The organism is Aeromonas simiae, assembly GCF_014892695.1.
Taxonomy (GTDB): domain Bacteria; phylum Pseudomonadota; class Gammaproteobacteria; order Enterobacterales; family Aeromonadaceae; genus Aeromonas; species Aeromonas simiae.
This window is the reverse complement of the sequence record NZ_CP040449.1, coordinates 3,742,050-3,756,020: the sequence shown is the minus strand read 5'-3', so window position 1 is coordinate 3,756,020 and position 13,971 is coordinate 3,742,050. Positions and strand designations below refer to the sequence as shown.

Genomic DNA, 13,971 nt, shown 5'->3' with positions numbered 1-13,971 from the left:
ACCTGCACGTCGTATAACAGCGGTGCCTTCAATAAGGTATACCCTGCCAGTCAGATCCTGTATCCGAAGCATCAGGAATGGGAAGACTAACGTCTTCCTGGTCATCAAAGTTAACCGATTCCTGAAAATTGACACCTTGTGAACCCGCGTCTCTGGGATGTCTATTCGCAAAAATGGTGATAAGAATAGTTAATGGAATTAAGGACAAAATAAGCCCCCCGCTTCCCGCAACTTTGTATGCAACGAACAAAGTTGCCAGCACTATGCCCCATCCAAATATACGTTTCATATTGAATACCTCCGGTCATTCTATGACCAATATTTCATTATTACCTGAAACTGCAAGTCTTCAAAGTATCAAAAAATGATACTGTAAAAAAACACAGTATTTGGCGTTGCATATCTGAACTTTCGTGATAGAAAGGAATTGAAACTCTAATTTCATCGTAGGAGATATGTGATGAAGAACACCAAGAAAAACAAACTAGTCTGGTTCGTTGCCGCCCTCTTTTCCTTGTCTGTCGCGTCGCTGATTACGCTTGACGGGGTGGAGCGAAGCAATTGGCTTTACGCGGCAGCTCTTCCAGCAGTAATAGCAGCGTTGTGGATGCAATACCGAAATTTGTTCGCCAATAGCAAGGAAGCCTAACAATGGAGAAAAGCACGGATTATAAATCAGGGTGGCTAGGCCGATGGATAGCCGCACGCCACATGGCCCTGGCTGGCTACATCACCAAGATCATCATGATCGAGACGGGTCTGACGTACAAACAGGTACGCAGGTTATATCAGGACATCGAAAACGATGGATACGAGCTGGAACGCAGATCACGTACATTCCGTGGTGGAGCCACGCTTATCCACAGTCACACCTCCAAGATTCAGGCGTCACTGCTGATGCAGCTTTACCGCAATATTGGTGGCGAGGACGTGATCAGATCGATTGATATCAAGGCACTGAACAAGGCGTTTCGTATGTATCACGCGATTCGCAAGGAAGTTCCTGGAATGAAAGGGGCTCGATGGGCTCCCTTCGATATCACTGATGCCTGGTGTTTGGCTTCCGAGCTTAGATGTGGTGATGCCATGCTTGAGCAGTGCGGTAATTGTGAATGCACATACTTTACCTCGGTTAACCAAAGAACTTGTGTGGAATGTCCATTTTGCGTTGCTGATAAGAGTAAAGCCGCGTGATTTTCCGTAATTGGGCAGTTTGGCGTAGGAGGTTTATTACTTCAGGCGAATAGCATGGTGCTCAAGATTTTATTGAGAGCCATGCTATGAGAAACCAAACACTCTTCATGAGAACGGTGGCCTCGCTGCTGACGGTCACAATGTCGTTACTGCCGACCAATGCATACGCCACCGGCGGCCAGAATCCGGACATCTCCTCCGTTGGGAAAGAAGCCCAGGCCTTTGGTCAAGACCTCGCCAACTCGTTCAGAGCCAACTCTGGTTCGGTCCAAAACGGCACGATCTCGATGCCGACGCTGAAAGACGGTCAATTCCAGATGAATGGCGGAAGCCAGATCAATGTGAATGACCTGTTTCCAGGAACCAGCGGCGGTGACGGCCAACCCGAGAGCTACTATTTCCCGGATGCCAACAAACCCGATGTTGACATGCTCCAGGGTATTTATGATTCCGGCGACGACATGGACGACGTGGGCAACAGCGCCAAGGGGGCTCTTTGGTCCGACGCGAATAGCGCCGATCCATCAATCTCAGGCGCTGCCTACAAAGTACTCCTCGATGCAGCTAACCGCTCACGTCCAGATTTCAGTAAGGACCCGATACTAAACCTGAGCAAAAAGACCTACGAGGACATGGACCTCATTGCTGATGGGTTTGGAGATTGCTCTGCCGAAACAACCATCAACCAGAACGCTATCAATGCTCATGTTCCTGAGTATGAGCGATGCCAGCGCGTTGTTGACCAAAGCGCTCATTGCGAAGTGGTTCATGATTACGATGCCTCTGTAGTAAAGCACTATGACGGTCCATACAACCTCAAGTCTTGTGGCGAAGGATGTACAGAGCTCTGGATTGGTAAAGTCGGTGACGACTATTGGGCAGGTAACTGCAAAATCTATGAGGAATACACCCGTGTCCAGGTAAGCAACCCGGACGCCATCGTTTCCGCGACGCTTGAATATGTGAAGTGGGACGACTACATGCAGGTTTGGGTCGGTAAATCCGGCCAAGAGGCTAAGGTGTGGTCCGGCCCGAATGGAAACTTCCCTCCTGAAACTGCTGGTAAATGTGAGCTTTCCACGAGCTGGGAGCGGAACCCAAATGTTGATGTCACACCCTATTTCAAGAATGTGAAAGATGGTGATGTCGTTACCTTCAAGATCCGGGTTTCAGTAACCGGGGAAGGTGAAGGCTATGGCCGCATCAAAATCCATTATGACCCATCCAAAGCCATTACCAAGGATGAATGGTCTCCGCAGAGCTGTATGGACTCAGCCAAAGGCGTAGCTGACGGATTCGCTCAAGGGGAAATTACCTGTATTGATGACCCGACCGATACTACCGGCTGCACTGTTATCAATGGCATCAAGGTTTGTGAATCACAACTCAAGCCGTCACCCCTGCCAGGCATTCCAAAGCTCTGCAAAAAGGTGCGGGTCAAAGCTGACTACGACTTCTACAAAGGGCAAATGGACTGCTGGACCGATCCCCAGGGGGAAACCCATTGCCCGGTCAACTCGGGCGGTAATCTCAATAGCTGTACTGAATTCGAGAATAACCCGCAGTGCGGTTTTATCAGCTCTAAGTGCGTGGATGGGGCCGAGGGCGCATCCGGCACCTGCTATGTGCATGAAGATACTTACGATTGCGGCTCCGATGTGGCTGTGCCAACGCTTGAAAAGGAGACCGAGTACCAGTGTGGAGGACCTATTCGCTGCATGGGTGATGATTGTCTCGATGTGTCAAAGACCCAAAGCACTGACTTTGCCCGTGCCACAGCTCTTCTCAATGCGGCTCAGTTTATGACCCAGGATATGAGCTGTACTGGGCAAGATGGGGACAAGAACCCAACTGGCGATGAGAACGTTGTGTGTTCTGCGTTCGCGGGGGAAGCCGGTGAATGCAAGATCGCTGTAGGCGGGGTATCTGATTGCTGCGAGAAGCCATCTAACATTTCGCTAGCCGACTACCTTAACCTGATCATGGCAGTACCAAAGCTGGACGGTGCAGTAATGGGCCTGCAGAACGGTAATTCAATCAAAGGCGCTTACCAGATCCTCCGGGAACCGGTATTGGAAGGCTGGACCGAAATAACCAAACCTTTCACCAGCTATATCGAGAATATCTCCGGCGCAGTTGATTCTTTCTATCAACCGGTAGAGCAGGTTATTGATGAATTGATGGACCAACTGACCGAGCAGGTTAAAGAGGTCATGGCGGACATCATGAAAGGACTTGGGCAGGATGCGGCGACTCAGGAGGCGGCTGCCGGAGGTGCGGGCAAGATGGCTCAGGAAGGAATGATGGAAAGCGCCGCCACTTGGCTGAGCACGGCAATGACAATATATACGGCCTATGTTGTGGCGATGGTCATGATTCAGATGGTTTACAAATGCGAGGAGGATGAGTTCACCATGAACGCCAAGAGGGCGCTCAAGAATTGCTCCTATGTCGGCTCGTACTGTAAGTCCAAAGTGCTTGGTGCTTGTATCGAGAAGCGAGAGGCTTACTGCTGCTTCAACTCCCCGTTGTCTCGTATCATCCAAGAGCAAGTTCGGCCTCAACTGGGTCAGTCCTTTGGTGATCCGAAGAACCCTCAGTGTGGTGGCATCCCGTTGGACAAAATCGCTGAGATTGACTGGAGCAAGGTCAACCTGGACGAGTGGCTTGGGATTCTGCAACAGAACGGCAAGTTTCCGGACCCGAGTTCGCTAAACCTCGACAGCCTTACCGGCGCCGGTAGCGACTTCAACATTGACGGTAGTCGCAAGAATGCCCAGGAGAGAACATTGGAACGCTTGAATGGCATCGACGTCGATAAGGCAAGGCGCGACTTGACGTCTGAGATCTTCCCAGACTGGGACGGCTCGAATTGAGATCCACCCCGTTAAAGCCAGCATCATGCTGGCTTTAATCATTGATGAAAACTTTCACATGTGAAAGTTCTCTCGTGATTCTCGTTCTTTGCGCCCGAAAAGGGCACTTCCAGAGGTGAGGTTTTTAGACGCCACCCAGCAAAATTACCCCTGTGATCAAATTCATCAGGGGAACCTATGCAGCAGACAATCCAAATCGAAAGTGACACTAGTCACAGGTATCTACAGCTTCTGTCAGTGCACGAAGTAACTGCTCTACTGAAGATTTCCGCGCCAACGCTTCAACGAATCCGGGCCAACGATCCAACTTTTCCTCGGCCCTATCGTCTGGCTGGAGAGCGGACACTGCGCTATCGGGTCGACCAACTTGAATCCTGGCTGGCGTCTCGTCTGGTTGAGTCTGATGAAGCCTGCTAGTAGATATATGGAGGGCAATAAAAAGCGCCGCAAGCCAGCCGCCGAAGTGCTGGCTGCGAGAGTGGATGAAGCGAAGCAGGCGGCTCTACTTCAACACACGAAGCAGGAGATAAAAGACCTGCAACTCTCGCTATTCGACATTGCTCCCTGGTCCGACAATATGCGGGTCATGCCGAACGACTACGCTCGATCGGCGCTGTTCACTGTGCGCAACAAGCGCACTCCCCGTGCGGCCTTGCAGAACCACCCCATTTACCATGTCAACAAAGACGTGAATATAACCTATACAGGTGTTGAGCTGCGCGCTCAGGACGACGAACTAGTTTGGCAGCAGGTACTGGAATATTCCAAACGGTCGCCATTGGGCGAGCCAATTACTTTCACGTTCTACAGACTTTGCCAGGATTTGGGTTGGTCGATCAACAAAGCCTATTACACCAAGGCCGAAGAATGCTTGTCTCGTCTCCAGGCGTCCGCAATGGCCTTTTCCTCCGCGCGGATCGGCCGCCTCGAATCACTGTCGCTTATCCATCGATTCCGCGTCTTGGATCGAGGCAAGAAAACATCTCTATGCCAGGTTGAAATCGACGAAGAGATCGTCGTGCTCTTCGCTGGCGATCACTATTCGAAATTCGTCTGGGAAAAGTACCGCAAGCTGTCGCCCACAGCCCGGCGGATGTTCGACTACTTCGCATCCCACAAAGAGCCCTATCCGCTTAAGCTGGAGACCTTTCGGTTGATGTGCGGCTCAGAATCAACCAGAGCAAAGAAGTGGCGCGAACAGGTCGGCGCGGCCTGTGACGAGCTGTGCGAGAACGACATGGTGGCAAGTGCCTGGGTTCATAATGACTTGGTGCACTGCAAACGGTGACTCTGGATTTAAACACCATCTCTATCCCTTCTGATTTCCAACACCTTTCCCTCCAATCATTACTTCTGCGCACACCACAAAACGCCCTGGACGACCGACCAGCCTGTGCATAAGTCCTGAATTATATCTGGGGAATGCGGCCAATACTGATAAGTGGGGGGCTTTCATTGACACTTGAGGGGCAACCCCCTCGGCAAGCTACTGACAAATGAGGGGCGCGTTGCTATTTTGGCTGTTTCCGAGCCGCGACAGCGCGGTAAAACGCCAGCGCAACCGCGAGTTATCCACTATTGCTGTGGGCAACCCTGTTGGAAACCCAGCCGGATTACTGACATTTGAGGGGCAACGTTATTGATATTTGAGGGGCGCTATCATTGACATTTGAGGGGCCAACTATTGACATTTGACGGGCTCCTTATTGACATAAGAGGGGCAGGATATTTGATTTTTATTTTTCAAAATCAAATTCTTACATGGGATATCCACACCCATATAACCTTATCTTTAACCTCTTATTTAACCTTTTCTATAAACCAATATTTATTTTAACCCGCCTGCTCAAGAAACAATCAAGCGTTATCTGTGAAGTCTACATCGTTAGATGTCTGATCATCAGGTACCCCATGAACCTCGTCAGAAAGCCACAGAACTCAAGGCGGTGACCCTGCATGTGAAATCAGAGAGTAGCAATACCGCTCAAATTGTCCGAAAAGGGCAATTCCAGAGGTCGGCCTCGAAGGGTGATCAAGAGAAAATAACAGCAACTCCTGACCACCCAAGGGAAAGATTATGACTGAGAATCAACTGGTATCTGTGCTAGAACAGCTCCAATCACTGGCCATTCCTGCCAAAGAAATCATGACCATTAATGACTGTGCCATCTATACGGGCCTGTCCACCTCGTACCTGTACAAGTTGACGTCCAAGAAAGAGATCCCGTTTTTCAAACCGATGGGCAAAAGGGTCTACTTCAAGCGCTCCGAAATCGACCAGTGGTTGCTGCGTAACAAGCAAGGGGAAGCCTCATGACACAGGCGAACCGATTCTCTCCGCCGCCAGCGGAGACTCGGGGAGAGATCCTCCGAGCTTACAATGAGTCCGAACGGTTGATCAAAGAGGCCGAGCGCGAACGCATCACCGCCATCAGCAGGACAACCTGGTGGCGGCTGGAGAGGTCTGGTGAAGTCCCACGGCGTAAAAGAGTCGGGGGAAGCACAGTATGGCTGCTGTCGGACCTATTAGCCTGGATGCAGAAGTAGCCTCCTCTCTCGGCCCTTGGATGGGATGTGGTACCCTACGTCTACGGCTGAACTTCAATATAGCTTTGGCCAACTGGTGAGTAAAGTGGTTAGTGGCCTCCTTGAAGAACGCCAAAATTCATGCATAACACATTGATTTTAAATAAATACAACCTAACACTCCACAAGCAGATCCAGAACATTGAGTGATGTTTCACTCCGCGCACCAAGCGAAACGAGCCCTTGATGATCAAGGGCTTTTTTACATAACAGTTATAGATATCTGTTGTTTTTCAATTTCATGAGCCGGTGAGTACTGTCCCCATTGCCAAGCAATGTTAGTGGTATGTCCTTTCTGTGTGTGTAACCAGCAGGAATACCACTCATGGCAATCCTCAATCCCACCAAAATCGCAGCTTTGGACAACGCCCCCCACTTTTGGACACTTTGCTGACGGATTAGGACTCTACTTTATAAGGCCAAAGTTACTGGGCATACCGTTACACGACCCACGGACGACGTCGCCAGATGACTTGGGAGCAATTGACCAATGCCAGAGCAGAGAGCGTGATAAAAAAAGAAGGTATTAATCGCCACCAGTGATCAACACAGTGGCTCCAAGCAGGTCGCCATGGCAAGATAACCCTCTGTTTTTTTCTCGTCTTGGTAGCCCAATGAATCAATCAAACTTCCCCTTACAAGTGCTCGATTTTTGGCACAATGTAGAGTTTTTTGAGTCCGCCGATATTCAGGAGCTACGTAAACAGGGCGAGGGAGTAATCCAATATCAGCTATCCGAGCTGAACGCTGATCCGATCTGCCTGCCTTGGATGAACCACCAGCAGATCCGGCGAGCATCTCCCCACCACTCGCCGAACAAACCCTACCGTTACATCCTCTATTTGGGCATCTTCGATCGCAGTGAAATTTTTAAGGCCGCCCGCCTTGCCTTTCCCCACTGGGAGGGAAACAACGACGAGCAGATAGACAACGAGGGACTTACATGCACCCTTAAGCTCTCCTTGGATCAGAATGGTCGGCTCGACCCAGACAGCTTGGAATGCTCCACCGTCACTTGGGCCTTGGGGCAATTGCAAATCCACAATCTGGAAGCAATCAGATTAGAAGATTACGAGACAGCCAGTCAGCAGTTGCAGCAGCGACTGCTGGAGATAGTCACCGTCGCCGACAACCTCAAGCAAGAACACCAGCTACCTCCAGCCCTTACCACCTTTGAGGTTCTAGAGTTTCTCAAAGTCATGGGAGAATGGAGCACCTTCTCCCCCCAGAATCTCGAAAAACACCCAGCACTGTTAGTTCAGCTCACCGAACTGGACATGAAGAAAGTTAAGTGCGCGCCAGCAATTACACAGGCTCACCAATGGCTCCCCCTTAGCCAACTACCCAGCAAACTGGGTATGACCCAAGCTCAGGTTGATGACAAGCATCAATCCTCAGGGCCCAAACCCTTTTCAACCAATGCGCCAGAGGAAATTACTATCCTCAACAGCTTTTACTTACGTGATCTTGAACGGGTCAAGGCAGACATAGCGGCAAATGGATTGTCTCAAGAGAGTCCGCTTAGCCGCTACCTGAGTGACAGCGTGCCACGCCGGCCGGATTTGCTTACAACCAAAGGCGAGACTGTACTACGGGAGGGACTGCGCTTGGCACGGTTGCCCTTGGGACGCTGGCCCGGCGAAGACTCCCACTCCATGAGCCTGATGCAACAGTTCGCCATCAATACCATCACCCACGATCTGCTTAACACAGGTCTTTATTCGGTCAATGGCCCGCCTGGCACTGGCAAGACAACCATGCTGCGGGACTTAGTGGCCCATAATTTGGTATCACGCGCGGCGGTGTTAGCAGACTTAGCCGAACCTGGCTGTGCCTTTGGCCCCGACCTCACGCTCAACCTAGACGGTAAAGCCAAAACTATTAAGACGCTGATCCCTGGACTGACTGGTTTTGAGATGGTGGTGGCCTCAAGCAATAATGCTGCGGTAGAGAACATCTCCAAGGAGCTGCCTCAGCTCAAGAGCCTGGGACAGGCCTATCGGCAGAGCGCCTATCTCAAACCCGTGGCCCAGAAGCTGGCAGCCAAACACCACTACCCTAAAAACAAGCGCAGTTATGTGGAACCGCTAACCGAGCGGGACGATTGCTGGGGGTTAATTGCAACAACCTTGGGTAAGTCGGAAAACCGTAAGCGCTTTGGTAACCAAGTGTTCTTTGAAACCATCGATTATTTGGATGCCCAAGGCGAAGCGCACCATTACCGCACTCTAGTCCCAGCCCTCAAACAGCTGGCCACTGGCCAAAACCTAAAGAAAGACTTCTCCCATGCCCAAATTGCTTTTTGCTCAGCACGTGAACAGGTAGAGAACATTCAAAAGGAGTTATCCCGCCTCGAAGCGCTCAATAACTTGCATACAGAGTGTCAAGCACAGCAATGGAGTCTTGATAGCAAGGCGCGGAGACTAGCCCACCTGGATGCCAGGTTAGCCCTACGGCGCAGCAGGCTCCCAGCGTGGTGGAAAGGGCAATTGGTACGTCATTGCCGTGGTAAGACCATCTTACGTGGACTGGGGCTACGCCGCGATCTGCTGACCAAGCAACTAACAGTGGCACAAATAAAGCTCACCGACTTACAAGGCAGACTGGCGGCCGAACGACTGACCTGCACGCCATTATTGGCTCGTTATCCGGACGCCAACTTTGCTGGCCCAGAGACCGATTTCGAAACTGCGAGTGTACAACGTCAAGCATTCGGTCAATGCCTAGCATTGAATCAGGCCCGCGCCCAATTGACCGTTGCAGCACTGGAGCTACATCAAGCCTGGTTGGTAGCCGCCTATAGTGATGGAAAAAATAACCTGTACGATTCGATCTATCACCTGATAACCACCGTCAATGGAAAGGTGGCAGATAAAGCCGTCGCCAAGGCACTGTGGCAGTTGCTGTTTATGGTAGTTCCTCTGGTTTCCTCTACCTTTGCCTCGGTAGCCAGGCAATTTTCCGCCTTGGGCTCTGGTGACATAGGCTGGCTGTTTATTGACGAAGCAGGCCAAGCCAGCCCACAACAAGCAGTGGGAGCCTTGTGGCGTGCCAAACGCGCCGTAGTGGTCGGCGATCCATTGCAGATTGAACCGGTGTTCACCATACCGCCAGCCTTTGTCGAAGCAATGGCCAAGCAAAGACTGGGAAAACAGTGGCTGTACTGGTCACCAGGTATGACCTCAATTCAGCAACTGGCCGACAGAAGCAATCCATATGGTACTCAGCAGATTAATCAAAACCTCTGGCTGGGTAGCCCGTTGCGAGTTCACCGCCGTTGTGACGATCCTATGTTCTCCATCGCCAACCAAATCGCATACAACAACAAAATGATCCACGGTTCAGATCATCCTCATGATGCGACAGAGTTTCTCTGGGGACCAAGCTGCTGGTTCGACATCCGCGGCCAGGTAGAAGGCAAGCATTTCGTGCCGCAACAGGCACAACATGTATCGAACATGCTAGAGGCCTATCTGCACCAGTATCAGGCTTTACCGGATGTCTACATCATCACCCCTTTCAAGCGGATCAAAAAGGAGCTTCAGCGCTATCTGAGCAGAGCCCTAACCCCCAAGGTGTCGCACAATACCAAGCTAGTAAAACAGTTACAGGAATTAGTAACCCGCAGAATTGGTACAGTGCACACCTTCCAAGGCCAGGAGGAGAAAAACGTCATCTTGGTGCTCGGACTCTCCAAGGAAAGTCCAGGTGCGGCCGACTGGGCAAGCAGTAAACCTAACCTGCTTAACGTGGCGGTGACTCGCGCCCAAAAGCGCGTTTATATAGTTGGTTGTGCGGAAACTTGGGGCTGCCTTCCCTTTTTCTCTGATGCCTATGCAGCCTTGCGAACAGCCTCCCCGAGGCAGCAAGAAGCCCATGTACAGCCAGCAGAGGCATATCCCTCATAACTGTTTCGTCTCAAAAATTTCATGATATCGGATTCCATCTATAGGCCCGATCATCGAAGGAATGAAGATTTCCCACATGACAACTGTGATGTATGGGAAATCTTCATTCATGAATTTTTGACCGCCTATCTGTTGCTCAATACGAGGAGTCTTCGTGATTCTCACCACAGGCGAAGGTATCGGTAAAACCGGGGCCACCACCGTTGGTGGCGCTAACTATCGCTAAAAATAATATCAACAGGTCGAGTGATATCATTTTTATTGATATAAGACATCAGCAATCACATTTGGATTTATATCCCCCCCTCTTGGCATCATGCTCCCCTTTTCTATCCGCAGGAGAGTCCATGTCAGCCCTGTTCACCCCCTTCACCCTCAAGCGCGTCACCCTGCGCAACCGCATCGCCATCCCTCCCATGTGCCAGTACAGCGCCCAGAATGGGATGGCCAATGCCTGGCACCTCTCCCACTACGCCAGCCTGGCACGGGGCGGCGCCGGCCTGGTGATCGTCGAGGCCACCGCCGTCTCCCCCGAGGGGCGCATCACCCCGGCCTGCCTTGGCCTGTGGAATGATGAGCAGGCCGCCGAGCTGGCCCACATTGCCGCCGCCATCAAGGCCGCGGGCGCCGTGCCAGGCATTCAGATTGCACACGCAGGGCGCAAGGCCAACGCCAACAAGCCGTGGGAGGGGGATGATCATATTGCCGCCGACGATCCCCGCTACTGGGAGACCCTCTCTCCCTCCGCCATCCCGTTCGGTCAGCATCTGGATCGCGAACCACGCGCCATGAGCCACGCCGACATCCAGCGGTTACAGGCCGACTTCGCGGCTGCCGCCCGGCGTGCCCGTGATGCCGGCTTCGAGTGGCTGGAGCTGCACTTCGCCCACGGCTATCTGGCCCAGAGCTTCTTCTCGGTGCACGCCAACCAGCGTGAGGATGAGTACGGCGGCAGCGCCGCAGGACGCGGCCGCTTCCTGCTCGAGACCCTGGCGGCAGTGCGCCAGGAGTGGCCTGCCGATCTGCCGCTCACCGCCCGCTTCGGTGTGATCGAATATGACGGCAACGACGAGCAGACCCAGCAAGAGGCGATCGCCCTGACCCAGTCCATGAAGGAGCAAGGGCTCGACATGCTGAGTGTCAGCGTGGGCTTCTCCACCCCACAAGCCAACATTCCTTGGGGGCCGGCTTTCCTCGCCCCCGTGGCAGGTAGGGTGCGCCGCGAGGCTCAGATCCCGGTGGCCACCGCATGGGGGCTCGAAAACCCTCATCATGCCGAGGCGGCACTGGCCGAGGGGCATATCGATCTGGCCATGATCGGCCGGGTACACCTAGCCAACCCGAACTGGCCCTATCAGGCGGCGCAGGCACTGGGAGTGGAGCGACCCTCCTGGGTGCTGCCGGCGCCCTATGCCCACTGGCTGGAACGCTACCGCCCGAATTAAGACCAGAAACGGCGCCGTCAGGCGCCGTTTTTCATCTCGTCCGTCCCACAGGTCTCAAGCAACAGCTCCCGCAACCAGCGCTGCGCCGGATTGCTATGGGTGCGCTCGTGCCACGCCATCACCTTGGTAAAACCGGGCACCCATAGCGGAGCGGGCACCACGCAGACCCCGCTCACCCCGTCCACCAGCCGGCGCGGCATCATGGCCAGCAGATCGCTGCCGCGCAGTACCTCGAGCAACACTAGAAAACTCGGTACCGAGAGCGCCACCCTCCGGCGCAGCCCCAACTCGGCCAGGGCGCGATCCGTGGAGCCACTCAAGCCACCCCCACTGTAGGAAACCAGCGCATGATCCAGGGCGCAGAAGCGCTCCAGCGTCAAGCCCTCGGCCAGCACGGGGTGATCGGTGCGCAGCACGCAGACGTACTCTTCGTCATAAAGAGGGCGCTGGTGCAACTCGGCCGGTGTCACCTCGGGGGTCGTCAGCACCAGATCCAGCGCACCGCGCTCCAGTTGGCGCAACACGGCCCCATCATCGATGGGGTGCACCATCACCCGGATACCAGGAGCCAGCCGGCGCAGCCGGGCCAAAAAGGGAACCACCACCGCCTGTAGCGAATAATCGGTGCCAGCAACCGACCAGCTGAACTCGGCGCAGGCAGGATCGAAGTGTGCCGGTTGCAGCATGGTCTCGACATCGGCGAGCACCCGCTTGAGGGTAGGGGCCAGCTCCAGCGCCCGCTGGGTCGGCACCACACCGCGCGCGGTGCGCACAAAGAGGGGATCGTCAAAACTCTCGCGCAGCCGGGTCAGCATGCCGCTGACCGCGGGTTGAGTGAGGGAGAGGCGGGCCGCCGCCTGAGTGACGCTGCGCTCGTCGAGCAGGGCGGAGAAGACCTTGAGCAGATTGAGATCCAGCTTGCGAATATCGGTCATGGCTACCGCTATGATGGGAGGGTCATCCCCCTATCTTGCGTCAATCCCTGGGCGGGATACAGCCGCTCGTGACGGTACTCGCTCGGCTGAGACACAGATTGGCACAGCACAGCGGGCAGCGGCTCCTCCTTCCGTTGTCCCTCGGGGAAGATGGCTTGGCAGTGCATCATTTGTTGCTATGCTGCCCCCCTCCACTCGCACGAGGAACCAAGATGACCCCCATTCTGCTGCGTGGCCTATTGGCCGCCGGTCTGCTTTTCGCCCTGCCAGCGGCCGCCAACGATGGCTGCTTCCTGTTTGCCGATGGCAGTGGCAAGACGCTCTCCCGTGAGGGCGCGTGCAGCATGCGTCTCCCACCGGCATCGACCTTCAAGATCCCGCTGGCCCTGATGGGCTATGACAGCGGCTATCTGGTTGATGAACAGCGGCCCGCGCTCCCCTTCAAGCCCGGTTATAACGGCTGGCTGCCCGCCTGGCACGAGACCACCACCCCGAGCCGCTGGATGACCTACTCGGTGGTGTGGTTCTCCCAGTTGATGACCGAGTGGCTCGGCATGCCGCGCCTTCAGCATTACGTCGACCAATTCGACTACGGCAACCGGGATCTCAGCGGCCATCCGGGCAAACAGGATGGCCTGACCCAGGCCTGGCTCAGCAGCAGCCTGCAAATCAGCCCCGAAGAGCAGGCCCGCTTCCTCGGCCGCATGCTGGAAGGCAAGTTGCCGGTGGCGGCGAGCACCCTGCAACATACCGCCAATCTCCTCAAGGTGAGCGAGATCGACGGCTGGCAGATCCATGGCAAGACCGGCATGGGCTATCCCAAGAAACTCGATGGCAGCCTCAACCGGCAACGACAGATCGGCTGGTTTGTCGGCTGGGCCAGCAAGGGCAGCGAACGACGCATCTTCGTGCATACCGTGATCCAGCCGCCCGGCAAGCAGTTCGCCTCGCTCAAAGCCAAGGAGGAGGTGCTGGCCGCCCTACCGGCCAAGCTGGCTGAGCAAGCTAACTAAAACAACACGGCGCC

General features: G+C 54.0%; 11 protein-coding genes. 9 read left to right on the top strand and 2 right to left on the bottom strand.

Going from position 1 to position 13,971, the window contains the following annotated elements; genetic code table 11:
* Positions 1-28: 28 nt before the first annotated feature.
* Positions 29-289 (bottom strand): hypothetical protein, encoded by a 261-nt coding sequence (locus FE240_RS17890; protein ID WP_069140157.1) that lies wholly within the window; start codon positions 287-289, stop codon positions 29-31.
* 171 nt (positions 290-460) lie between these two features.
* On the opposite strand from FE240_RS17890, the gene FE240_RS17885 reads away from it, so the two are divergent.
* The 8 genes from FE240_RS17885 (at position 461) to FE240_RS17850 (ending at position 12,009) form a co-directional block, all read left to right on the top strand.
* Complete coding sequence (locus tag FE240_RS17885) at positions 461-649, top strand: hypothetical protein (RefSeq protein ID WP_069140158.1); 189 nt, start codon at positions 461-463, stop codon at positions 647-649.
* A gap of 2 nt (positions 650-651) precedes the next feature.
* Complete coding sequence (locus FE240_RS17880; RefSeq protein WP_069140159.1) at positions 652-1,194, top strand: FlhC family transcriptional regulator; 543 nt, start codon at positions 652-654, stop codon at positions 1,192-1,194.
* Between the two features lie 86 nt (positions 1,195-1,280).
* A complete protein-coding gene (traN, locus tag FE240_RS17875) occupies positions 1,281-4,070 on the top strand; it encodes a conjugal transfer mating pair stabilization protein TraN (protein ID WP_069140160.1) in 2,790 nt (929 codons plus the stop codon).
* Positions 4,071-4,473: 403 nt separating this feature from the next.
* A complete protein-coding gene (gene trfA / locus FE240_RS17870) occupies positions 4,474-5,358 on the top strand; it encodes a plasmid replication initiator TrfA (RefSeq protein ID WP_223376073.1) in 885 nt (294 codons plus the stop codon).
* A 789-nt stretch (positions 5,359-6,147) separates the two neighbouring features.
* Positions 6,148-6,387 (top strand): helix-turn-helix transcriptional regulator, encoded by a 240-nt coding sequence (locus tag FE240_RS17865; protein WP_069140161.1) that lies wholly within the window; start codon positions 6,148-6,150, stop codon positions 6,385-6,387.
* Positions 6,384-6,617 carry a helix-turn-helix transcriptional regulator gene (locus tag FE240_RS19075; protein ID WP_069140162.1) on the top strand — a complete coding sequence of 78 codons (234 nt, stop codon included), beginning with the start codon at positions 6,384-6,386 and terminating at the stop codon, positions 6,615-6,617. The genes FE240_RS17865 and FE240_RS19075 overlap by 4 nt, the downstream gene beginning before the upstream one ends.
* Before the next feature lie 653 nt (positions 6,618-7,270).
* Positions 7,271-10,564, top strand: coding sequence for a DEAD/DEAH box helicase (locus FE240_RS17855; protein ID WP_193002822.1), 3,294 nt, complete (start codon positions 7,271-7,273; stop codon positions 10,562-10,564).
* A 347-nt stretch (positions 10,565-10,911) separates the two neighbouring features.
* On the top strand, positions 10,912-12,009 hold the full coding sequence (locus FE240_RS17850) for an NADH:flavin oxidoreductase/NADH oxidase (protein ID WP_193002821.1): 1,098 nt from the start codon (positions 10,912-10,914) through the stop codon (positions 12,007-12,009).
* A gap of 17 nt (positions 12,010-12,026) precedes the next feature.
* Here FE240_RS17850 and FE240_RS17845 read toward each other — a convergent pair whose 3' ends face one another.
* Entirely contained in the window at positions 12,027-12,944 is a 918-nt protein-coding gene (locus FE240_RS17845) for a LysR family transcriptional regulator (protein ID WP_193002820.1), read from the bottom strand.
* 212 nt (positions 12,945-13,156) lie between these two features.
* On the opposite strand from FE240_RS17845, the gene FE240_RS17840 reads away from it, so the two are divergent.
* A complete protein-coding gene (locus tag FE240_RS17840) occupies positions 13,157-13,957 on the top strand; it encodes an extended-spectrum class D beta-lactamase OXA-830 (protein ID WP_152315468.1) in 801 nt (266 codons plus the stop codon).
* Positions 13,958-13,971 lie beyond the last annotated feature (14 nt).

Coding starts and splice junctions, on each gene's coding strand:
- FE240_RS17840 (WP_152315468.1), top strand. CDS start 13,157: ATGACCCCCATTCTGCTGCGTGGCCTATTGGCCGCCGGTCTGCTTTTC.
- traN (WP_069140160.1), top strand. CDS start 1,281: ATGAGAAACCAAACACTCTTCATGAGAACGGTGGCCTCGCTGCTGACG.
- FE240_RS17850 (WP_193002821.1), top strand. CDS start 10,912: ATGTCAGCCCTGTTCACCCCCTTCACCCTCAAGCGCGTCACCCTGCGC.
- FE240_RS17880 (WP_069140159.1), top strand. CDS start 652: ATGGAGAAAAGCACGGATTATAAATCAGGGTGGCTAGGCCGATGGATA.
- FE240_RS17885 (WP_069140158.1), top strand. CDS start 461: ATGAAGAACACCAAGAAAAACAAACTAGTCTGGTTCGTTGCCGCCCTC.
- trfA (WP_223376073.1), top strand. CDS start 4,474: ATGAAGCCTGCTAGTAGATATATGGAGGGCAATAAAAAGCGCCGCAAG.
- FE240_RS17855 (WP_193002822.1), top strand. CDS start 7,271: ATGAATCAATCAAACTTCCCCTTACAAGTGCTCGATTTTTGGCACAAT.
- FE240_RS17845 (WP_193002820.1), bottom strand. CDS start 12,944: ATGACCGATATTCGCAAGCTGGATCTCAATCTGCTCAAGGTCTTCTCC.
- FE240_RS19075 (WP_069140162.1), top strand. CDS start 6,384: ATGACACAGGCGAACCGATTCTCTCCGCCGCCAGCGGAGACTCGGGGA.
- FE240_RS17865 (WP_069140161.1), top strand. CDS start 6,148: ATGACTGAGAATCAACTGGTATCTGTGCTAGAACAGCTCCAATCACTG.
- FE240_RS17890 (WP_069140157.1), bottom strand. CDS start 289: ATGAAACGTATATTTGGATGGGGCATAGTGCTGGCAACTTTGTTCGTT.